Here is a 23,032-nt window from a genome sequence, read left to right as displayed (position 1 = left end):
TTACACCTCAAATTTATAGCCTACACCCCAAACAGTTTGAATGTAGTTTCCACTTTCTCCAAGCTTCAAGCGCATCGTTTTCACATGCGTATCTACCGTTCTTGTACTTCCGGCATAATCATATCCCCATACCTTTTCAAGTAATTGCTCCCGGCTAAATACTTGTCCTGTATGTTGGCAAAGAAAATATAATAAATCAAACTCTTTTACAGTAAGAGAAATCGGCTCACCACCCGCCTCTATTCGTCTACTTTTTTCATTGATAAGAATTGGTCCAAATTGAATCTCTTCTTGCTGTTCTTGCTTTGTATATCTTCTTAGCACAGCTTCCATACGGGCAACCAATTCACCAGGACTAAACGGTTTTACAATATAGTCATCTGCTCCCATACGTAAGCCGTTCACCCTATTCCACTCTTCACCTTTTGCCGTTAAAAATATAATCGGCACATCTGACGTTTTTCTAATTTCTTTACAAACTGAAAGTCCATCCATTTCTGGCATCATTATATCTAATACAACGAAATCATAATGATCCGTTTCTAGTTTTTTAAGAGCCTCTTTTCCATTCTCAGCTTCTCCCCACTCATATCCAAAGTTATCCAAATACATTCCAACAAGCTGTCTCATATCACTTTCATCATCTACAACTAGCACTCTATATTTATTCATTGTCCTTCCCTTCCCTCTCTATGAGTTGAAACGGTCCTTTTCCGACTTTAATTGTTTGTTTTATTTTCAAATTCTTCATATCTATAACGCACACTTCATCACTATCATAACTGGCTACATACCCTTCTGCTCCGCTCTCAAAAAATGCAAATGGATTCGACCCTACTTCTACAGAAGCTATTTCTTTATATGTGCTAATATCAAACTTTCTAAGTGTATTCGATCCATGACTGAGTGCATATACGTACTTACTATCCTTCGTTATATTCACAGGCATAAATGGAGCGTGTAAAGAACGCACCATTTCTCCACTCTGTAAAGAATACACTAACACTTTCTCATTTACTTGATTTCCATCACCATGTCCGCCAATCCATATTTCTTTCCCATCAGGACTAATCGTCGCTCCTGTTGATGCTGGCGGAATCATAAAGGATTGAATAACTTCTTTTTTCTTCGTATCAATTGTCGTTAGTTTCGTATCATAAAAGTTTAGTACAGATAACCGATTCTGATACTCTACCATCGTTATAGGCCCTTTTCCTGTTGAAACACTTCCTGTCTCTTTCCCATTTATCGTAAAGAACCTTACCTTTTGAACATTTTGATCAGCAGCAAATAATTGTTTTTTATCTGCTGATACCACCACATTTACAATGCCCTTTCCAGTTTTATATTTTCCCACTTGCCTTCCTTCCGCTAGTGAATATACATACATATATTCTAATTGCTTACCGTATACAAGTATTTCATCGCCATTTGGAAGCAGTGTGATTCCGGCCATTGGCTCATTTAGTTCCCATGTCGTAATTAACTTTTTATCTTTTTTATCAATAAAACTAATGCTGCCTTCTTTTATATTCGTAGTTATAATAACATTTTTATCTTTAGCAATTGGTGTATATGAACTTCCTTGACACCCTACTAGTAGAAATAAAAAACAGAGAAGAAAAACATACTTTCTCAAAAGATTCCCTCCATCTTCGGATGATTTCGTTATAATTGTAAAATAACAAATAAATGTGTGGAAAGTGTGAAATTTCCCTTTCTTACTCAATTTACATATATAATGTACAACAAATAGAATTTGAGGTGTGTCAATTATGCTATTTCCTGATTTAGCGAATAAAATTGTACGAGAAGTACGCAGACTAATTACAGAAAATATTATTATCATTAATATAGAAGGCGTTATTATCGCAAGTACAGATACAGAAAGAATTGGTCAATTTCATGAAGGTGCACTCCGCTGCGCCAAACAAAAGAAAACCGTCATCATTACAAAAGAAGATGAAAGGCGATTGCAAGGTGTAAAGGCTGGGATGAATCTTCCTTTATTATTTCATGATGAAGTAATTGGTGTCATTGGGATTACAGGAGAACCTGAAAATATTTCACGCTACGGAGAAATATTGCGTAAGATGACCGAATTATTAATTCATGAAAACTACTTTTTAGAGCAACTAGAACTTGAGCACCGTTCTTATGAAGCTTTTGTCTTTGATTGGCTTCAAAATACAGAGTGGTCCCCGAGTTTTCTTGATCGCGCCAAAACACTTGGCATTGATTTATATAAGAAAAAACAACTTATTTTGTTTTCTATTGGCAAAAATGACACGATGCTCCAGCGTAAAATATGGCAACACATACGTAATATTTTAACAAAAGAGCATCTATTTGTTCGTTGGGGAAATGATCGTTTTATTTTATTTACAGCAACGAGCTCAAAAGAGCAAACTTATCAATTTTTAAAACGGTTAAAACAAGACTGCGAAACTTTATTTTCTATTTCTTTATATATCGGGATTGGACAAACAGTTACCTCAAACAATATGAACATATGTTACGAACAAGCATTACGCGCTCTTTCTGTATCATTGGAAACGAAAAAAATTGTATTTAATGAAGATTTACGTTTAGAAATGTGTTTACAAGATATTTCTGCCGAAACGCGTGAACAATTTCTAGAGCGTACCATCGAAAACTTATTATCATTTCCTGAGCTTATACATACTTTGCGCTTATTTATCGATTATAACCAATCTTATAAACAGACGGCTAAACAATTACATATACACATTAACACATTACATTACAGGCTAAAAAAGATTGAAGAACATACAGGACTTGATCCAAAACAATTCAAAGACTTAAACGTTTTATACTTCGCACTCCTCCTATTAGATGATCATACAAAAAAGAACGATAAAACAGATTAATCTTTAGATGATTATACATAGAAAGAATCCCTCGACTTTTTTATCATTATAATGAAAGCACTGTTACCACGTTGTTTATTATAACTAAACACGTTAACAGTTTGAGGGGGATTTCCAATGTTAGAAAAACAAATTATTCATTCATTCGTATCTATTGTTGGCGAAGATAATGTAGATACATCCAATATGGGGCGTTTAACTTATAGTTATGATGCCACTCCAAACTTCCAAGCAATGCCTGATGCAGTCATTGCTCCTCGTAATACAAATGAAGTAGCTGAAGTATTAAAAGTATGTAACACTCACAAAATTCCTGTGTATGTGCGCGGGTCTGGAACAAATCTTTGCGCAGGAACATGTCCACTTGAAGGCGGTATCGTCCTTATTTTCCGCCATATGAACAATATTTTAGAAATTGATGAAGAAAACTTAACAATTACTGTACAAGCTGGTGTCATTACACTTGATATTATTAAAGCGGTAGAAGAAAAAGGTTTATTTTATCCACCAGATCCAAGCTCGATGAAAATTTCTACAATCGGCGGTAATATTAATGAAAACTCAGGTGGATTACGCGGTTTGAAATACGGCGTAACACGTGATTATGTAATGGGGCTTGAACTTGTCTTACCAAATGGCGATATTATTCGCACTGGTGGTAAATTAGCAAAAGATGTAGCTGGTTACGATTTAACTCGTTTATTTATCGGTTCTGAAGGAACACTTGGCGTGGTAACAGAAGCTATATTAAAACTTGTTCCTATGCCTGAAACAAAGAAAACAATGCTTGCACTATATGAAGATATTAATGAAGCTGCACGTGCTGTTTCTTCTATTATTGCAAATAAAATCATTCCAGCAACACTGGAGTTCTTAGACCAACCGACAATTGAAGTAGTAGAAGAGTTTGCGCAAATCGGTTTACCTACAGATGTAAAAGCAATTTTATTAATTGAACAAGACGGCCCTCCCGAAGTAGTCAATCGAGATATTGAAAACATGGCTAATGTTTGCCGCTCTATGAATGCAGTTGATGTTCGTATTGCAAAAGACGAAACAGAAGCAGATGCGCTTCGTACCGCTCGCCGTAGTGCTCTATCAGCGCTCGCACGATTAAAACCTACTACAATATTAGAAGATGCGACTGTACCACGTTCACAAATCGCTCTGATGGTTGAAGCTATTAATGCCATTGCAAAAAAATATAATATTCCTATTTGTACGTTTGGACACGCTGGTGATGGTAATTTACATCCAACTTGTATGACAGACGCTCGTAATGCAGAAGAAATGCACCGAGCTGAACAAGCTTTTGCTGAAATATTTGCGAAAGCAATTGAACTTGGTGGCACAATTACTGGTGAACATGGTGTTGGTGCAATGAAAGCTCCATATTTAGAAATGAAATTAGGTAAAGAAGGTATTGCAGCTATGCAAGGAATAAAGCAAGCTTTCGATCCAAATAACATTATGAATCCTGGAAAAATGTTCGCGAAAGACACTCGAAAAAGAGTGGTGGTTGAGCAATGACCACATTAAATAAAGAAAATATTCAAAAAGAATTTAAAGAACGATTAAGTGAAGATGAATTACTAAACTGTATGCGATGCGGTTTTTGTTTACCTACTTGTCCTACCTACATTCAATCCGGATATAAAGAGTCACATTCACCACGCGGACGTATCGCATTAATGAAAGCAGTCGTTGATGGTTTAATCGAGCCAGATGAAGATGTTGAACATACATTAAACGTTTGTCTTGGTTGCCGTGCTTGTGAACCTGTTTGTCCATCTGGTGTAAATTATGGACATTTATTAGAAGAAGCTCGTGATATTATTAATCAAAATAAAAAATTCTCAGTGCCAGTGAAAGCTGTTCGAAAAGTCGTTTTTGAAGGACTATTCCCCCATCAAAATCGAATGAGAACATTAACTGGACTAATCGGATTTTATCAACGTTCTGGTTTACAAACGCTAACACATAAAACAGGGATTATGAAGTTATTCCCTGAAACACTTGCAACGATGGATCTCGTTTTACCAAAAGTCCCTAAAATGAAAGCCATGAAAGATCGTCCTTCATTTTTACCTGCAGAAAGCACAAAGAAAAAACAAGTTGCATTCTTCACAGGCTGCTTAATGGATACGATGTTTTTAGAAACAAATAACGCAACGATGAAACTTCTTCAATTAGCTGGTTGTGATATCGTTATTCCAAAAACACAAAGTTGCTGCGGTGCATTGCATGGACATGCTGGTGAAAAGAGTGGAGCAAAAGAATTAGCAAAGCGAAATATAAAAGCATTCGAAGATTTAAACATCGACTATATTATTACGAATGCAGGTGGTTGCGGGGCTTATCTCGTAGACTATGATTATCTTTTAAAAGATGATCCGGATTGGGCTGAACGTGCTAAGCAGTTTGTTTCTAAAATTAAAGATATTACTGCTATACTAGTAGAACTAGACTTCCATAAGCGAACTGACTTACGACTCACGCCGCAAGTTATTACGTATCAAGACTCTTGTCATTTACGCAATGTTATGCGCACATCTTCTGAGCCTCGTATGTTACTAGAGGCTATCCAAGGTGCAACATATCGAGAAATGAAAGATGCCGACCGCTGCTGTGGCTCTGCTGGTATTTACAATATTGTTCATTCAGAGTTATCAATGGAATTTCTAGATTACAAAATGGACCGTGTGCATGAAACAGAAGCAGCAACCATTGTTACTGCAAATCCAGGTTGTTTATTACAAATGAAATTGGGTATTGAGCGAGAAGGGCTTTCTCATAAAATGAGAGGAATTCACATTGTGGATTTATTATTAGAAGCAATTGAAACTAACTCGTAACATACGTAATAATAGGAAAACGGCTATCTCCTTCGTCTATGTAAAGAGATAGCCGCTTTTTTGTCTGCTACAACATTAAAAATATGTTACTTTATTATAAAAAAGAACAACAGAAACATTACAGTTTTGTAAAAATCAATCCATTATATTCCTCAAAAAAACGTTCAAACCATTGATACAATAGGATTCTTCATTTTCTATTTAGGTAACTTTATCCAAAAACCCCCTCTTAAAACCAAGTATAAAAACACTATAAATTCCTTTTATACTCTATATTTCTCTTATTTTTGCTCCCTTCTTCTCTTAGGATAAATTAGGTAATTTTAAAGTCTATGAATTTTTTTCCATCTTTTTTCTCGCAAATTGTATGCTACGATGAATTTGTCAGTCAGACAGGCTGTCAAAAACAAATCGTGTGAAAACAAATTAAAACTTTATATAGGGGGACACACATCATGAAAAAGCGTGTTTTATTATCTGTAGCTGCTGCAACAGCTCTTACTTTAGGAGTATCTTCTCTAGATGCACAAGCTGCAACAGTACAACCATCTAACGTAAAGGTTCAAAATATTCAGCATTCAAAAGTAATGATGAAACAAATGAGCCAACAAGAATTACAAGCATTCTTACAATCTATGGGAGTTGAATCATTAGCACAATGGCAACAAGGAAACTTCCAACCAAACTGCTTCATTCCTGGTCAACAACCTACTGAAAATGTTGTAACTGAGCAACCAACAGCTAAGCCAGAAACTCAAAAGCCAGTTGAGCAAAAACCTGCCGAGCAAAAGCCTGCTGAAGAAGTTCAAAAACCAGAAACTCAAAAGCCTGCTGAAAACAACAATACTCAAAAACCTGCTGAACAAAAACCAGCTGAGCAAAAGCCTGCTGAAGAAGCAAAATCTTTAAGCGAGTTTGAACAACGTGTTGTTGAATTAACAAACGCTGAGCGTGCAAAACAAGGCTTACCAGCACTAAAAATCGATACTGAATTAAGCAAAGTAGCACGTATTAAGTCTGAAGATATGCAAAAAAACAACTACTTTGATCATAACAGCCCTACATACGGGTCTCCGTTTGACATGATGAAGAAATTTGGTATTTCTTATACATCTGCAGGTGAAAACATCGCTCAAGGTCAACGTACACCTGAAGAAGTAGTACAAGCTTGGATGAACAGCGCTGGACACCGTGCAAACATCTTAAATAACGGCTTCACTCACATCGGTGTTGGTTATGTAGAAAGCGGCAACTACTGGACACAACAATTTATTACGAAGTAAATAGATTAAAAGAGTCTTCTCATAATGAGAAGACTCTTTTTTAAGCTTCATAGCTTTCTATTATGTATGAATAGAAAATATATAACATAAACAACATAGATCCACAGCTTATTACACTAAGCAATACATAAAATCCCCACTCTAAGTTCAAAAACAATGAAAACAATATGCCACATGCCATCACTTGAAAAATCCGTCTACTCACTAAACAAATTTTTTGTAATTTAATTGGATCTTTTTCTTTTTCTTTGCCTTTTATTTTCTTAAATTCTTTACTCAGCATAAAAAGAAACATACTAATCCCAATCGTTAATCCTGTTTGAAAGGATATCAAATCCCCAAAATTAATAAAGAGAATAAGCGTATGAATAAACAACATAAATAACGTAATTTTCTTTATAAATCCGCCTATAATACCATGCTCTCTTTCATTAAACTTAAATATATTATGTGAAATAATATACAAAAATCCATATGAAAAAATAATAAAACAGGGAATAAATGCTACAACGACTTGTTTACTCATAAACTCGTTTGGCTGACCATTTACATTCCAATGTACTGCCATACGATTTGGTAAATAGGGATAGAGAAATAGAGTAAGTAAAAGACAAGCGAAAAATATTCCCAGTACATACTTATATTTAATCAAGTGATTCTCACCTCTCTTTTCTCTTAACGGCTTCGCTTCTTTTAGAGAAATCCCTGCAAAAATCTACTTTTTTCAAGTTAAAACTTATACTTTACGCATTTTCTTTTTGAAATTCTTTTATTTTATTATTTAACTTTGTAGGAAACGGCACATCAACTTCAATCGCTTCTTTCGTAATTGGATGCAAGAAATGTATCTTCATCGCATGCAATGCTTGACTGGACATATATTTTGTTTGTCCACCATATAATACATCCCCAACTAATGGATTACCATTATGACTCATATGAACACGAATTTGATGTGTTCTACCCGTTTCTAATTGTAACGTTACGAAAGTCGTGTTTTGCTTCTTAAAATACTTTTCTACTTTATAATATGTGATAGCTTGGTCACCTTTTGGAGAAATACGACGCCTTGTAGCATGATGGCGATCCCTTCCGATAGCAGCATCAATCTTTCCTTGTTTCTTCTTTACTTTCCCTTCAACGAGCGCTGCGTACGTTCTTTTAATTTTTCTTTCCATTAATAAGCGATCCATAATTGAACCAGCAATTCTATGCTTAGCAAACACGACACCACCTGTCGTATCTTTATCTAAACGATGAATATGACGCACCTTCGTCTCTAAACCTTGCATTTGAAAATGAAAAGCAACAAGATTTGCAAGCGTCCCGGTTCCACCTTTTTCAGCAGGGTGTGTGTCCATTTGCTCTGGTTTATTTACGATAAGTACGTGATCATCTTCGTATACTACATGTAATTCACCATATTCTGGATCTACACCGTACTCTTCCTCCGCAAACATATGGACTTGTAACTTATCGTTCTCTTTTAAAAGCTCATTCCATCTTCTTTGTTCCCCGTTAACCGTAACACCTTTTTCCATACGAAGCTGATGTAATAGCTTTTTCGGTATTTCCCATTCTACTTTTAATACCGATTCAATACTTATACCATTCCATTTAGCTGGAACGGTAATTTCACACCATTCACCCTTTTTCTTTGTTTCCATACTGTTTATCACCTTATTTCTATTGATTCTCTCATTGTAACGGAAAACACACTTTGATGCACCGTCAAAAATAGAGGACAGTCTTATAATAGACTGCCCCTCAAGCTCTAAGTCTTTTCATTTCTAACAATACTTCTTCAGCTTTTTGTTCATACGATAAATCCTTAAAGAAATCCGCCAACCTTTTATAATCATTGTAAGCATCTAATAAATCGTCCATCTTTTCTATTTTCATCACTTGTTGTTTTTGTTTCATTTTTACTGGATAGCGATAACCTGATACTTCTTGTATTTTGTAATACTCATCCTCTACTTGAACGACCTTTACAAGTTCTTCCTCTTCTGCATCCATCGTATACCCGTCAAATTCTCTAAGTAGTTCATAAATAATATGAGTCCATTCATCTTTTGGATAAAATCCTTTTTCTAACCGATAACCGACAATGCGATACATATGCCCATCGTTCTCGGCAAACTGTACTGTATCATTTAACTTAAACTTAAAATAACGAAACATTGCCTTCACCTACTTATTATGTAATGTTCTTATCACATACTATTTGCAAAATGTAGGCTTTGCTATTCATAAAAAATGCTCATCATATTGATGAGCATTTTTTACGATGATTTTTCTCGTTTTTTTCGAAATGGTAACCACCAGTTCCAGTCTCCAAATAACTTCATTAAGCTTGGTACGAGCATAAGACGAATAATTGTTGCATCAAGAAATATTGCTAATGCAACGCCAAGACCCATCTGCTTTACTGGTAAAATATCAGTAAATGCGAATGCACCAGTTACAACAATCATTATTAAAGCAGCTGATGTAATGATTCTACTTGTTGAAACGAGCCCTTCTAACGTTGCTTGATCGTTATCTCCTGTTTCTTCATAGAGCTCATGAATACGTGAAATAAGAAATACTTCATAATCCATACTAAGCCCAAATACGAGGCCAAAAATGAAGATTGGTAAGACAAACAGAACCGGACTTGCTTCTAAACCGAAATGACCACCTTCAAATAACCAAACAACAATTCCAATGGTTGCACTTAAACTAAGTATATTCATAACAATTGCCTTAATTGGAATGAGTATAGATCGGAATGCAAATAATAATATAACAAAGGTCGATCCAAATATAACAGACATACCAATTACAACTTTATCTTTAATTTCATCTTCTAATTCTTGTTGAAACGTCGTCATTCCGCCTAGATAATACGTAACATCCGTTTCTTTATAGTTCTTTTTAAAGTCACGTACCCACTGTTTTGCAGTCTCTGTACGTGGTTTTGTTTTCAAAAATATTTCTATCGTCGTCTTATTCCCTTGCGTGTATGCTTCAAATACAGGAGCTAGTTTCGCTGATTCTGGCGACTGCAACATTCCAACAACTTGATCTGCTTTCATTCCAGTTAACCCGTCGTATAAACTTCTTACTTCATGTACTTTCTTATCACCTTTTAACTTTTGAACGACTTCTTCTATCTTTTGTAGACTTTCTTTTTCTTTCATATCTTTTTTCGTCTCTACAACTAACGTAACATCAGCGTGTGTTTTGACAGTTTCATTAAATGCTTCTTCATACTTTTCATATGCAATCCTTGTATCACTCTTTTCAGGTAAAGCTTCAACACCAGGGAACTGCAAATTAGCTGTACGTAACGGTAATAAGCAAATAACAATAAATGTTGTAACAACAATAATCATTGCAATTGGATGTTTCATCACAAATTTTGCAAATTTACGCCATGCTTTTGCCGGCGTATGTGCTACTTGATTCTTTTTTAATATTCTTTTACCGATTAACGATAATAGTGCTGGAAGAAGTGTGAGTGAGAATAAAATACTCATAATGACAACAATCATTCCGCTAATCGCGACAGATTGAATATAATCTATCTTAAAGAAAAACAAACCGGATAACCCAACAAATACGCATAATCCTGAAAATACAATCGCACGTCCTGCCGTTTGATATGTAATTGCTATCGCTTCTTTTACCGTTCGTTTAGCAACTTCCTCTCGAAAACGGTTCACAAATAATAGCGCAAAATCAATAGATAATGCAAGTCCAATCATCGGTGCAACGTTTAACACGAAAATAGATAGTTCTTTATCAACACCGATGAAATACAATATACCCATCGTACTAATAACACTAAGCGCCCCATTCAAAATCGGTAAAATTGATGCCAAAAGGCTACCAAACGAAAATAGTAATACAAGAAACGCAATTGGTAATCCAATCATCTCTGCTACTTTTAAATCATTTTGCGTTCTTTCATTAATCTCTTTATTAATTTTCGGAAACCCTGTAGGTGTTACTTTTAATGCTATATTACTTTCTTTCTCAATCTCATCAGCAAATTGTAATGTCTTTTCCATTCGTTCCTTATTTGTTTTCCCGGAAAATAAAATTGTCGCATAGCCGATGTCATCTTGTAGCATTTCTTTATTTTGGATTGGGTGATGGAAAGATTCATAGTTCTCTTTCTCTTGAACATTCTTTACAATTTCATTTATTCGCTTTTTAAATTCCTCATGCGAAGCATCTTTATTTTTCTCAAAAACGAGCAGCAGCGTATCTTGAGACTTCTTAAAATCTTTATCTAAAATTTCTTTCGTTTTTTGATAGTCGCCTTCCGTTTGGAAACCGTCACCACCTAATACTCCCGGTAGCTTTGGAGCAAAAATCCCAAGTGCGATTGCGAGCAACAGTAACGCTACAATTACTGTATAACGAAACTGATACAAAAAGGCTCCTAACTTCCCCCACTTATCAACTTTATGTACATTTGTCTTCACACATTTTCACCTACTTTACATAATTCAATTGTCACTTATACTGTATCACATCTTGATATAAACAAAAAACGTCTGGAAAAACTATAATAATAGTTTTTCCAGACGTTTTTCTATCTCTCTTTATTAAGCCCTAATCTCTCAGTAAGTAAACGATGGTAGTAAATCGCGATAATTAACAAAATACCACCTACGCAGTAACCAGCTAAAATATCAGTTGGGTAATGTACATTTAAAATGACTCTACTTAATCCAATCGATAGAATTACTATACCCATCAAAATCGTTGTGACACATTTCCCAGCTACGCTTTTCAAATTAGCAGCAATGATATAAGTAAGAAATCCAAATGTCATAATTGATAGCATTGCATGTCCACTAGGAAAACTATATCCAAGTGCATCTAGCGCTTCATTTAATGACGGACGTTCTCTCTTTACAATCTCTTTTATCCCTTTATTCACAAGATGTGTTACTAAAATTCCCATTGGATATACAATCATCGCAGCATAATAACGCTTCTTCCAAAAAACAAGCAAACTTATAACGAGCGTAGCGACTATCCCAATTGCTGATCCCAATTTTGTAAAGTACGAGAAAAATGTAAGAGAACTTTCCGTTTGTAGCCCTCTTACTAATCCACGGACATATGTATCCATCACTGTAACGCCACCTGCATGTACGCGCCAAGCAACAATACCAAATACAGCAAATAACAAACCGATACACATTACCTCATACTGATGTAACTTCTTCTTCAAACGATTTCCTCCTACTATGAAAAAATGCGATTTCTACTTTAGAAACCGCATTTCCTTGCTTATTTACCTTTTGTTTTTAGCTCTGTCCAGTAACGATCATAGTCTTTTAACTTATCGTCTACATCAACAAGCCATTCTGTACGATCTAACTCTTCTTTCGTTAAGAAAATCATGTGATTATCACGGTATTCTTTACTATGAAGAGGATGAGCTTTTTCATTTGGATTACTGTAACCAATTGACTCGTAGTTTTTCACACTTACTTTTTCATCTAGTAAGTAGTTCATAAATTTCTCAGCAAGCTCTTTATGTTTTGCACCTTTTGGAATTGCTAACGTATCAGCCCAAATTGTGCCGCCTTCTTTTGGTACAACATATTCTACATCTTTATTATCTTTTGCGATAAATGCTGCATCTCCAGACCAAACTGTTCCGATCCAAGCATCTTCTGTAATGAATTTTTGTTTAATGTTATCTGTATCAAATGCTAATAAGTTTGGAAGCAGCTTCTTTAAATCATCTGCTGCTGTCTTTAATTGTGCATCGTCTTTCGTACTGTTTGAGAACCCGTGCTTCTTAAGACCCACTCCTAATACTTCACGAGAATCGTTCAGTAACGTTACATGTCCTTTATATTTCTCATTCCATAAGTCCGCCCAGCTTGTAGGTGCTTCTTTCACATACTTTTTATTGTATGCAATCCCTGTTACACCCCAAGTGTACACTAAAGAATATTTATTCTCTGGATCAAACGCAGGTGTTTTAAAATTAGAAACCATATTTTCGATATTCGGGATATTCTTTTTATCTAACGGCGCTAATAAGTCCATTTTCGCCATTGTTTTAACCATGTAATCCGACGGCTGAATTAAGTCATACTTTGCGCCACCAGCTTGTAATTTCGCAAGCATTTCTTCATTACTTGCGTACTTGTCATAGTTAATTTTCACATTATACTTCTTTTCAAAATCTTTTAGCACTTGCTCATCAAAATTGTCAGCCCAACTATAAATATTTAATTCTTCTTTCTTTTCACCACAACCAGCAAGCACACCAGCAACAAGGCTAAAGCTAATTGCTGCGCCAGCTATTCTTTTCATTAATTTCATCGGTTTATTACCCCCTTGTACTTTCTATATCGTTCGTATTATAAAGGAAGGTGTCCTCCAGAGTTTTCTTCACCATCTGCACCTTTGTTCCGGAAGATTTCAGATAGAACCATTAATCCTACGATAGCAACAATTAAAATTGTAGAAAGAGCATTAATTTCTGGTGATACTCCGCGCTTAACCATACTGTAAATGTATAGTGGCAATGTTGTTGATCCTGGTCCTGATACGAAGAAACTAATTACAAAATCATCAATTGATAATGTGAATGTTAATAATGCTGCCGAAATAACTCCCGGTGCAATTGCTGGGAACGTTACATAACGAAACGTTTGCCAAGGCGTTGCTCCTAGATCATTTGCAGCTTCTTCTAAGTCACGTCCCATACTTGAAAGACGCGCAGCTAAAATAACAACAACAAACGAAATGCTAAATGTAATATGTGCAATAATAATCGTTGTTTGTCCAAGTTCCATTCCTAACTGACTGAAAAGAATTAGTAAAGATAATCCCATTAAAATATCAGGAATTAAAATTGGTAAATATACAAGGCCATTAATAGCCCCTTCGAAACGATATTTATAACGATGTAAAGCAATTGCAAAGAATACACCAAGTACCGTTGTCACAATCGTTGTTATAACTGCAATCGTAATACTATTTACAAATGCATCAATAACATCTTGTTTTTGAAATAAATCTGTATACCAATGGAATGTAAAACCTTCCCACTCCGCATTAATGCGAGAGTCGTTGAAAGAATAGACCATTAAAACCATCATTGGAAAATACAAGAATAACAAAATTAACCAAGAATAAGAAACTAAAAACTTCTTCATCTTTGCCTATTCCCCTCCGTTCTCATTATATTTATATACTTTCGTTGCACGATAATATAAGTAAATTAACAGAACAGAGAATAGAACAACGATAATCGATAACGCAGATCCAAACGGCCAGTCACGTGCACCTAAGAATTGATTTTGAATAACGTTTCCGATTAATGCTACTTTCGATCCGCCCATCACGTCTGATACAACAAACATTCCGATAGAAGAAACGAATACTAAAATAGAACCAGTCGCAATTCCTGACATCGTCATCGGCACTGTTATATTCCAAAATGCCTTTATTGGTGTTGCTCCTAAATCATAAGCCGCTTCTAGCTTACGCTTATCCAGCTGCTCAATTGCTGCATACACTGGTAAAATCATAAATGGTAATAAAGAATAGACCATTCCGAGTATTACAGAAGGAGTATTATATAATAAATTTAACGGTTCACTAATAATGCCAAGCTTTAATAACAACGTATTCACAAGACCTTGTGAACGTAAAATAACAATCCATGCGTATGAACGAACAAGAAAGTTAATCCAAAACGGGATCGTTGCCAATAATAAAAGAATAGAGCGGTATTTGCGGTCAACAATTGTAATTGTATACGCAAACGGATAACCAATTAATAAACATATTACTGTTGTAATAACTGCGATCTTAACAGTTTCCCATAACGTTCCTAAGTACAATGGATCAAATACACGGGATATATTCTCCAGCGTAAATTGCATTTCTACTGTCCCGTAAGCTCCGCGCTGCATGAAGGCGAATCCTAATACGAATACGAGCGGGATTAGGAAGAAAATTAGCAGCCACGCGACTGTAGGTAGTGCGAGTAATTTCCCTTTTTTCAATTTAAGGTCACCTCGTCCTCTTGCTCCCAGCCTACATATACATTATCTCCAATGCTCCACTGCGCTGCCTCTTCAGCAGTTTGATATGCCATTAGTAATTCTGATGTTTTCTCATCACGTACATAAAGCTTCTCCATATTTCCGACAAACTCAATATCTTCAATATGTCCAAGATGGTATTCTTTTAAAATTGGTTCTTCAACCGAACGTACTTTTACATTTTCAGGGCGAATTGCTACATAGCCTTCCCCGTTCTTCACAATATTATTTTCACCGATGAATGTCGCAACGAACAATGTTTTCGGCTTATTATAAATTTCTTTCGGCGTTCCGATTTGTTCGATATGTCCTTTATTCATAACGACAATACGATCGCTCATGCTCATTGCTTCTTCTTGATCGTGCGTTACGTATATGAACGTAATTCCTAAATTACGTTGTAAGTTTTTCAATTCACGTTGCAAGTCTTTTCGTAACTTAAAGTCAAGCGCTCCAAGTGGCTCATCTAATAGTAATACACGCGGATTATTTACAATCGCTCTTGCAATTGCAACACGCTGCTGTTGTCCACCAGAAAGCTTCGCAGGTTTACGATTACGGAACTCAAGTAACTGCGTTAAACGCATTGCCTCTTCAGCACGCTCTTTCTGCTCTGCTGCTGATACTTTCTGCATTTTCATACCAAAACAAATATTCTTCTCTACTGTCATATGTGGGAATAGTGCGTAATGTTGGAACACTAGGTTCATATGACGCTTATATGGCGGCAAATCGTTAATTCTTTCATCATCTAATAAAAGATTCCCTTTAGTTGGAGTTTCAAATCCTGCGATCATACGAAGTAAAGTCGTTTTCCCGCAGCCACTCGGCCCTAAAATTGTTAAAAACTCTCCCTCTTTAATATCTAAAGAAAGAGGTGGGATAATCACTTGATTTCCAAAATGTTTTTCAACTGCTTCAACTTTAATAATCTTTTTCATTTTCCCGTCCTATCTACCTTAAATTTTAAATTTTTATATTCATGAATAAATATTTATGTTCTATAGACTATTTTTTGTTTCGATCCAAACAAAAATGGTTATTTAACAAGCGTTCGTTTCTATTCTTTATGTAGTATGTTTGATTCATTTTCGCATGATACATAACGTCGAACAGAAAAACCCCTTCCATTGCGAAGGGGCTATTATCATACGGCTACGCCTACTGATAAACACCATCATCATTTTAACAACTTTCGTATGAATTTTAAAGCACTTTTTGTAGAAGAGTAACGAATTTTCATGTCGAATGCTGTAGATTGGGCTAAAATGCTTTTATAATGTGAAAAAGTCCGAAAACTTTCTTTCCCATGATAACCCCCTAATCCACTACTTCCAACACCCCCAAAAGGTAAATATGGCGTGGCAAGATGATAGACAACATCATTAATACAGCCTCCACCATATGAAATATTACTCGTCACTTTCTTTTGTACTTCTTTATCTTCAGAAAATACATATAACGCTAACGGCTTCGGATGTTGCTGGATTGTGCCAATTACATCTTCTATGTTGTCGTACTCTATGATTGGTAAAATCGGACCAAAAATTTCGTCTTCCATAACAGTATCTTTCCATGTAATATCCGCTAGTACTGTCGGTTCAATATGTAATGTATCTTTCTTATAGTTTCCACCAATTACGACTTGACCATCTTGTAAAAATCCACATAATCTTTCAAAATGACGCTCACTTACAATACGCACATAATTTTCATTTTGCAAAGGTTCTTTACTATACTGCTCTATAATTTCATGTCGCAGTGCCTCAATTAGCTTTTCTTTCACGGAAGAATGCACATACATATAATCAGGCGCTACACACGTCTGCCCTGCATTTAAAAACTTACCCCAAACAATTCTTCTTGCTGTCATCTCTATCTTTGCATCTTTATGTACAATACAAGGACTTTTCCCGCCAAGTTCTAAAGTGAGCGGCGTCAACTGTTTCGCTGCTGCTTCCATTACAACTTTTCCAACGCCAACACTACCAGTAAAGAAAATATAATCAAATGGTTCCCTCAGCAAAGATGTACTCTCTTCAACGCCACCTTCTACTACCGCTACAAGCTCTTCTGGGAATAATTCATCTAACATTCTCTTAAGCACTTTTGAAACGCTTGGTGTTAACTCTGACGGCTTTAAAACGATTGTATTTCCAGCTGCCAGTGCTCCTACAAGTGGTGCAATTGCTAATTGAAAAGGATAGTTCCACGGTGCAATAATAAGTGTCACACCATACGGTTCTGGCACTACTTTTCCTTTTGATCCAAAATGAGTAAGTGCTGTTCGAACTCGTTTCGGTTTACTCCACGATGACATATGTTTCAATTGAAAGGAAATTTCTTTTAATACATATCCAACTTCCGTTGTAAACGACTCGTGAACTGACTTATTTAAATCTAATTTCAATGCCTGAAATATTTCTTCTTCAAAATGCTGAATGCCTTCATAAAGCTTCTTCAAATTATTCTTTCGCATTTCGATGCTTCTCGTATGCCCTTTTAAAAAATATTCCTTTTGCCTACTTACAATAGAGGAAATACTCATTCACTCACCTTCTCCCACTATTTTTATCCAATTCTTTCATTATTTATATAGACTTCATATATAACAAATTTCTATTCTTAAGGTTACATTATATATGACTTTTTCAGCTATATAAAATTCATTGCTCACAAAAAAACTACCGAAAGAAAATCTCTCGGTAGTTTTACAGTATTAACGATATAAACGAACAGCACCTGCAGAATTATCATCAGCTTGTCCTACTACTTCAAACTTCAGACCAAGCTTCGGTAAAATACGTCCTGCATCTGGAATCTGTTGATTAATATACGTTTTAGAATCATCAAACTTCGGTACACCTGCTAAACCATCATACGTATACGTTCCACGCGTTGGAGATACAACTTTCCAAGCTGGCGTTTTATCGAATGAGAACGCCGCATCTGCGATTTGGAATCGCGTACTACTTTCCACTGTCGGTTTACCATTTAAAGTTCCTACAATTGCTTCTGGATGAGAATCAACTACACCTAGGAAACCGTGTCCTGGATGTACACCTACCCAGTTATCTGTGTAAGCTGAATCTGCATACCATACAACCATACCAGCGTTATATACTGGACCACGTGCAAATTTTAACGCGTTATCTGAACCAGCATAGTTTCTCCACTCAACATAGTAGTTATGGCTTTTCTTCTCTGTTCCGTTAGAAACAGCAAAACCATCTAATTTGAATTGTGGCGTACCTTCTGCGTCATCAGAGAATACTACTTTATCATCTACTGTTAATGAAGCATTATCAAGTAAGAAACCATTTAATGCTAAACCACCATCAGTAATGTAATCAAATGTTAATTTTACTTTCTTACCTTTGAACTGGCTTAAATCATATGATTTGTCAATCCATTTTCCATTTGTCGAATCTGCATTTCCACTATTTGCTTTCTCACCAAGTCTTTCAATTAACGTTTGTTGACCATCTTCCGTTACAGCGTGTACTTCAAGGAAATCATACTCTGCTTCAATTTCATATAATGATTTGAAGTCAAATTTTGCAGTCGTTGCATTTGTTAAATCGAACAGTGGTGTTTCCATCTTCGTATGAAGATCATCACCTTTTGTGCTGTAGTAATACTGTTTTCCGAATGCCGGCTCAATTGTTTTTATATCTTTGTCTGGTAAGTTAACACGAATCATACCTGGACGGTTAGATTTCGTAACACTTTGGTCTAAATATGTTGCTAGGCCGATACCTTTATTTAATTTCTCGTAATCTACTTCTACGATATTTGCCCAGTTACCACCGATTGTTTTTTGGAAAAACTCTTTATTTTGTGGTGATAAGCTCGTTGGTGTTGTACCTGCAATTTTACCAGCCCAGCTTCCGCCACTCATGATAGACCAAGCTTGAATTGGCTCACCAGCACCGCTATATTGTGTATCATACTCATCTGGTAAACCTAAATCATGACCATATTCATGCGCGAATACACCAACTGCTCCATCTTCTGGTTCAATTGTGTAGTCGAACGCTGCCATCTTTCCACCCCAATATGGAACTTTCGCTTGTGTACCTTCAATTGCGAATGGTTTTGGTCCAACTGTCCAGCGATGTGACCAAATTGCATCATCACCTAATTTACCACCACCTGCTTCTTGTCCAACACCTGCATGAATAATCATTAAGTGATCAATTAAACCATCCGGTTGATTTTTATTTCCATCACCATTTACATCATATTGATCAAATTGATCAAACTCTGATAGATCAAGACCGCTATCTACAGCTGCTTTTAATGCATCTTTTACTAAATCACGTGGGCCTTTTGGTCCTTTATTATCATGACCGCCGCTAGCAGCATCTGCACCGTAATCAGCAGCTTTACCAGGAACTGTTAACCATTTTGTAACTGTTCCGTCCACTGTGTAACTACCACCAGATTGCTCTTCGTAATATTGTTTAAACGTTTCAATTTTACTTCCATCATCTAATGTAAACGGCTCGTTGCCGAATAACATTTTTTCATAATGTTCTTTATTAAAATCGTTAGAATACATATATCCAGGCTCTTTGTCGATATTATTATGTTTAAAGTCAGCGTACTCTACAAGTAAAACGAGTACTTTATCTTTACGTACATCACCGTTATAGTCTTTTTGTTTCGCTGGAGAAGTTGGTACTTTACCATTTAGACCGCCTTTAACTGGGCCTGTCGCTGCAGGTGTTCCTGTTGCAGGGTTATCTAATTTTTCTTTCGTGTCTGCTTTCGCATCTTTCACTTTCTTTAAAAAATCAGATGCTTCTTTCGTAAGTTGATCCCCATTTGGTACTTCTTTCCCAGGATTTTCACCCTTTTTGTTCTCTACATACTTTTCGACAGCTTTCTTTGTTTCTTTCTCTGAAGCTGACGAATCAATTACCCCACGTTTTTTTAGCGCATCTGCTAAACGTTCTTCCGGAATTAAGTGATCATCAACTGGGCTCGTAGCTGTTTTATTCGCAGGCGTTTCAGCATATGCAGATTGAGTACCAGCTCCGAATGAAAGGCCTAATACAGCTGTTAAAGCGATTGATGACAAAACTTTGAACGGTTTCTTGTTCATCCCTTATTTCCTCCCCTAATAAATAATATGTATTACAAATTGAATTTTATTAAAAATTCAATATTTTTTCAATATTTAGTCATATTATGTAATATTTTTAATATATTTGTAAAAATTTCATAGTTAGCATACGAATATATCACAATTCAACAATGTTTTCTGAAAATATTGAAAGTTTTTATCGAACAATTTATAATTTCCATAGAGGGAGTTTAATGGGGATTTTATCTTTGTTTCATCTACACAATATTTGATAATTCACTATATAAAACACAAAATCCGATTGCATTATCATGTATTCTGTAGCAGCAATTATGACCGATAATTAGGGAGGAATTACATTTGTACAAAGATAAGACAGACGCACTGGATCAAGAATGGATTGATTTAATACTTGAAGCTCTAGATGCTGGTATCGCCATGCAAGACATCGAGCAATTTTTCCAACGTATGAAGCCATCCAGTCAGGCTCAATAGGTTTGTTCTTTTTAACGAAGTTTATGTTATAATAATGACATCATAAGACAACTACATATTGATAGAAAGGTGCGCAAATATGATTGGAGAACGTATAAAACGCCTTCGTTTACAAAAAGGGATTTCATTAACTGAACTTGCCGAAAAAGCTGGCGTTGCTAAATCTTACATTAGTTCTATAGAACGAAATTTACAAAAAAACCCTTCCATTCAGTTTCTTGAAAAGATCGCAGCAGTTCTACAAATTCCAGTTGATACTTTACTTCATGATGAAACAACAAAGGAAACTAACCTAGACTCCGAATGGACACAACTCGTTAAAGATGCAATGAACTCTGGTGTCTCCAAAGAACAATTTCGTGAATTTCTTGAATTTACAAAGTGGAAGCAAAATCAAAAATAATAATAGAAAGAAGTGCTTACAACCAGCACTTCTTTTTCTTTATAAAAAAAAGCGGGAATACCCGCTTTTTTATTATTTTTCTTCCCCAGCTTCTTGGTTGGCATTGAATGTCCATTCTAAATTCAATGTATCACCTTGGAAGATATTTTGGTCTTTTCCATCATCTACGAATTCAAATTGTACCCATAGATAATCCTCTGTACCAGCTGCTAATCCACCCTTTTCTCCCCACTCAGGAGCAAAGATATCTTTAGCTAAAAGATCTGGATCAACTTTTTGTAAGTCTGCTAAAGTTGTTTCATATACAGGCTCACTTTGTTTATCCCAGTTCCAAAGGAATTTTACTTTAACGTGCTTACCAAAGTCTTCACCAGCATTATCACCTTTTGCATCTTTAACAGTATACTTTGTTGCTAATTTAACGTCTTTAATAGTTAACGAACCGCTGTTTTGTAATAAGAACTCTTTCTTAACAGAATCCCCTGGTTTTAAATCTTTAATATCTACAAGCGTCTTAGGGTTTAATGTAAGGTCTAACGTCCCAGCTGCAAATGTATTGTTTGATACTTCTTTATCGCTAAAGAATGCAAATGTTCCTCCACCAATTAAAGCTAACCCCAATGCTGCTGATGCAACTCCCATACCTAATTTCTTTTTCAGACTCACAATCAATTCCCCCTAGCTTTTTTTTATATTTTTATCACTTATTTTTCAATAAGAGATGTAAAGAAAACTATATTAGCTTAGCTAATATGCGTTCTTTTTTAAAAACCTTATGTTCATTATAACGAACAACTCTATATAAACACAACACATATTTATTAATATTTTCAGTTATTTTTATTTCTCAATATTTTTTAGACTTTTCGGAAAAAACAATGATAATTTATAACTTTTTTCACACTCAAATCATTTAATACTATAAGAAAAAAGAAAAACAAAGAGGTGAGGGCTAACGTTCCCTCACACTCGTATAAATATTACTAGTCTTGCTTATTCGTTCACTCTCTCTTACACCACATTCTTGTTTTCTGGCTGTTTCACTAAAGCAGTTACTCCGCTTTCTTCTGCTCTTCTAGCTTTTTCTGTTCTTCCACTTTCTTTTGCTCTTCTACTTTTTTCTGTTCTTCTACTTTCTTCTGTTCTTCTACTTCCTTCTGTTCTTCGGCTTTCTTTTGTTCTTCGGCTTTCTTTTGTTCTTCGGCTTTCTTCTGTTCTTCTACTTTCTTTTTTTCTTCGGCTTTCTTTTGTTCTTCTACTTTCTTCTGTTCCTCTGCTTTCTTTTGTTCTTCGGCTTTCTTTTGTTCTTCTACTTTCTTCTGTTCCTCTGCTTTCTTTTGTCCTTCCGCTTCAATTGCAACGTTTAATTGTTGCTGAAGAGCCTGAATTTGCTCATCAATAGCTTTCAAGCTAATTTCTTTCTCAATATAGTCACGCTTCTCTTTGATACTGCGAAAGCCTTCATTTACATATATGGACACTTGCTGCATCGACTCATCTTTATTTACCTTTAATTCTTCTTGTATTTGATTGTAAGGAGCTTCTATTTCAGTATATACATTTTGCAGAGCTTCCTTCTCAGCAACAATTTTCTCACGCCCTTGTTGCCATACAGAAATCGCCTGTTTTATTTCTTCAATAGAAGTTGCTTTCGATTTCCCCTTCATCGTTCCATACTCACGCTCAATAAACTGTTTATGTTTCTCAGATTGCTCTTTTAACGTATTAACTGTTTTCGGAAATATAATTGCTGTAGAAAGCGTCGCTTCTACTTTCGTTTCATGAATGAACGCCGCTTCTGTATGCGTCATAATTTGAGATCCTAAATAAAACGTAATAGAACACATACACGGCAATATAAGCATCTTTTTAAAATTACGCGGTCTTTTCAGCATCTTAATCTCTCCCATCGAACATTACGTTCTTTATACAGAA

Annotated in this window: 21 protein-coding genes; 6 read left to right on the top strand and 15 right to left on the bottom strand. The window is 35.6% G+C overall.

The window, feature by feature from the left end; all coding sequences use genetic code 11:
* Positions 1 to 672: a response regulator transcription factor gene (locus DN401_RS26995; protein ID WP_001046398.1), complete on the bottom strand. Its 672-nt coding sequence runs from the start codon at positions 670 to 672 to the stop codon at positions 1 to 3.
* Positions 665 to 1,639 carry a YncE family protein gene (locus DN401_RS26990; protein WP_001234154.1) on the bottom strand — a complete coding sequence of 325 codons (975 nt, stop codon included), beginning with the start codon at positions 1,637 to 1,639 and terminating at the stop codon, positions 665 to 667. The genes DN401_RS26995 and DN401_RS26990 overlap by 8 nt, the downstream gene beginning before the upstream one ends.
* Positions 1,640 to 1,775: 136 nt before the next feature.
* Here DN401_RS26990 and DN401_RS26985 point away from each other — a divergent pair, with 136 nt between their 5' ends.
* From DN401_RS26985 to DN401_RS26970, 4 genes are all read left to right on the top strand, one after another.
* Positions 1,776 to 2,891, top strand: coding sequence for a CdaR family transcriptional regulator (locus tag DN401_RS26985; protein WP_000898641.1), 1,116 nt, complete (start codon positions 1,776 to 1,778; stop codon positions 2,889 to 2,891).
* A gap of 117 nt (positions 2,892 to 3,008) precedes the next feature.
* On the top strand, positions 3,009 to 4,421 hold the full coding sequence (gene glcD / locus DN401_RS26980; RefSeq protein ID WP_100654921.1) for a glycolate oxidase subunit GlcD: 1,413 nt from the start codon (positions 3,009 to 3,011) through the stop codon (positions 4,419 to 4,421).
* On the top strand, positions 4,418 to 5,746 hold the full coding sequence (locus tag DN401_RS26975) for a (Fe-S)-binding protein (RefSeq protein ID WP_000209620.1): 1,329 nt from the start codon (positions 4,418 to 4,420) through the stop codon (positions 5,744 to 5,746). The genes glcD and DN401_RS26975 overlap by 4 nt, the downstream gene beginning before the upstream one ends.
* A gap of 455 nt (positions 5,747 to 6,201) precedes the next feature.
* A complete protein-coding gene (locus DN401_RS26970) occupies positions 6,202 to 7,029 on the top strand; it encodes a CAP domain-containing protein (RefSeq protein ID WP_000747598.1) in 828 nt (275 codons plus the stop codon).
* Positions 7,030 to 7,069: 40 nt separating this feature from the next.
* Here DN401_RS26970 and DN401_RS26965 read toward each other — a convergent pair whose 3' ends face one another.
* The 11 genes from DN401_RS26965 to inhA1 all read right to left on the bottom strand — a co-directional run bounded on the left by DN401_RS26965 (position 7,070) and on the right by inhA1 (position 20,217).
* Positions 7,070 to 7,681 (bottom strand): DUF1648 domain-containing protein, encoded by a 612-nt coding sequence (locus tag DN401_RS26965; protein WP_000599002.1) that lies wholly within the window; start codon positions 7,679 to 7,681, stop codon positions 7,070 to 7,072.
* Between the two features lie 91 nt (positions 7,682 to 7,772).
* Positions 7,773 to 8,696 (bottom strand): RluA family pseudouridine synthase, encoded by a 924-nt coding sequence (locus tag DN401_RS26960; RefSeq protein ID WP_000448350.1) that lies wholly within the window; start codon positions 8,694 to 8,696, stop codon positions 7,773 to 7,775.
* A 100-nt stretch (positions 8,697 to 8,796) separates the two neighbouring features.
* A complete protein-coding gene (locus DN401_RS26955) occupies positions 8,797 to 9,213 on the bottom strand; it encodes a hypothetical protein (RefSeq protein WP_000490301.1) in 417 nt (138 codons plus the stop codon).
* 101 nt (positions 9,214 to 9,314) lie between these two features.
* Entirely contained in the window at positions 9,315 to 11,507 is a 2,193-nt protein-coding gene (locus DN401_RS26950; RefSeq protein ID WP_000856405.1) for an MMPL family transporter, read from the bottom strand.
* 110 nt (positions 11,508 to 11,617) lie between these two features.
* Positions 11,618 to 12,265, bottom strand: coding sequence for a phosphatase PAP2 family protein (locus DN401_RS26945; RefSeq protein ID WP_000727797.1), 648 nt, complete (start codon positions 12,263 to 12,265; stop codon positions 11,618 to 11,620).
* Between the two features lie 59 nt (positions 12,266 to 12,324).
* Positions 12,325 to 13,374: a spermidine/putrescine ABC transporter substrate-binding protein PotD gene (gene potD / locus DN401_RS26940; RefSeq protein WP_000772485.1), complete on the bottom strand. Its 1,050-nt coding sequence runs from the start codon at positions 13,372 to 13,374 to the stop codon at positions 12,325 to 12,327.
* 38 nt (positions 13,375 to 13,412) lie between these two features.
* A complete protein-coding gene (gene potC / locus DN401_RS26935) occupies positions 13,413 to 14,213 on the bottom strand; it encodes a spermidine/putrescine ABC transporter permease PotC (protein WP_000714192.1) in 801 nt (266 codons plus the stop codon).
* Between the two features lie 6 nt (positions 14,214 to 14,219).
* Positions 14,220 to 15,068: a spermidine/putrescine ABC transporter permease PotB gene (potB, locus tag DN401_RS26930; RefSeq protein ID WP_000715500.1), complete on the bottom strand. Its 849-nt coding sequence runs from the start codon at positions 15,066 to 15,068 to the stop codon at positions 14,220 to 14,222.
* Positions 15,065 to 16,048 (bottom strand): spermidine/putrescine ABC transporter ATP-binding protein PotA, encoded by a 984-nt coding sequence (gene potA, locus DN401_RS26925; protein WP_000720333.1) that lies wholly within the window; start codon positions 16,046 to 16,048, stop codon positions 15,065 to 15,067. The genes potB and potA overlap by 4 nt, the downstream gene beginning before the upstream one ends.
* A gap of 239 nt (positions 16,049 to 16,287) precedes the next feature.
* Positions 16,288 to 17,655, bottom strand: coding sequence for an aldehyde dehydrogenase (locus tag DN401_RS26920; RefSeq protein ID WP_000028375.1), 1,368 nt, complete (start codon positions 17,653 to 17,655; stop codon positions 16,288 to 16,290).
* A gap of 171 nt (positions 17,656 to 17,826) precedes the next feature.
* Positions 17,827 to 20,217 (bottom strand): M6 family metalloprotease immune inhibitor InhA1, encoded by a 2,391-nt coding sequence (inhA1, locus tag DN401_RS26915; RefSeq protein WP_001035936.1) that lies wholly within the window; start codon positions 20,215 to 20,217, stop codon positions 17,827 to 17,829.
* A gap of 342 nt (positions 20,218 to 20,559) precedes the next feature.
* Here inhA1 and DN401_RS26910 point away from each other — a divergent pair, with 342 nt between their 5' ends.
* Complete coding sequence (locus DN401_RS26910; protein ID WP_000276219.1) at positions 20,560 to 20,694, top strand: anti-repressor SinI family protein; 135 nt, start codon at positions 20,560 to 20,562, stop codon at positions 20,692 to 20,694.
* Between the two features lie 79 nt (positions 20,695 to 20,773).
* Positions 20,774 to 21,097, top strand: coding sequence for a helix-turn-helix domain-containing protein (locus DN401_RS26905; RefSeq protein ID WP_000578885.1), 324 nt, complete (start codon positions 20,774 to 20,776; stop codon positions 21,095 to 21,097).
* Between the two features lie 72 nt (positions 21,098 to 21,169).
* Here DN401_RS26905 and calY read toward each other — a convergent pair whose 3' ends face one another.
* Positions 21,170 to 21,763 carry a biofilm matrix protein CalY gene (calY, locus tag DN401_RS26900; protein WP_000053713.1) on the bottom strand — a complete coding sequence of 198 codons (594 nt, stop codon included), beginning with the start codon at positions 21,761 to 21,763 and terminating at the stop codon, positions 21,170 to 21,172.
* A gap of 386 nt (positions 21,764 to 22,149) precedes the next feature.
* Complete coding sequence (locus DN401_RS26895; protein ID WP_149288057.1) at positions 22,150 to 22,992, bottom strand: DUF4047 domain-containing protein; 843 nt, start codon at positions 22,990 to 22,992, stop codon at positions 22,150 to 22,152.
* Positions 22,993 to 23,032 lie beyond the last annotated feature (40 nt).

Origin of the sequence: Bacillus sp. BF2-3, from assembly GCF_008368795.1 — a bacterium.
In the GTDB taxonomy this organism is placed as follows: Bacteria; Bacillota; Bacilli; order Bacillales; family Bacillaceae_G; genus Bacillus_A; species Bacillus_A cereus.
This window is presented reverse-complemented; position numbering and strand designations above follow the sequence as displayed.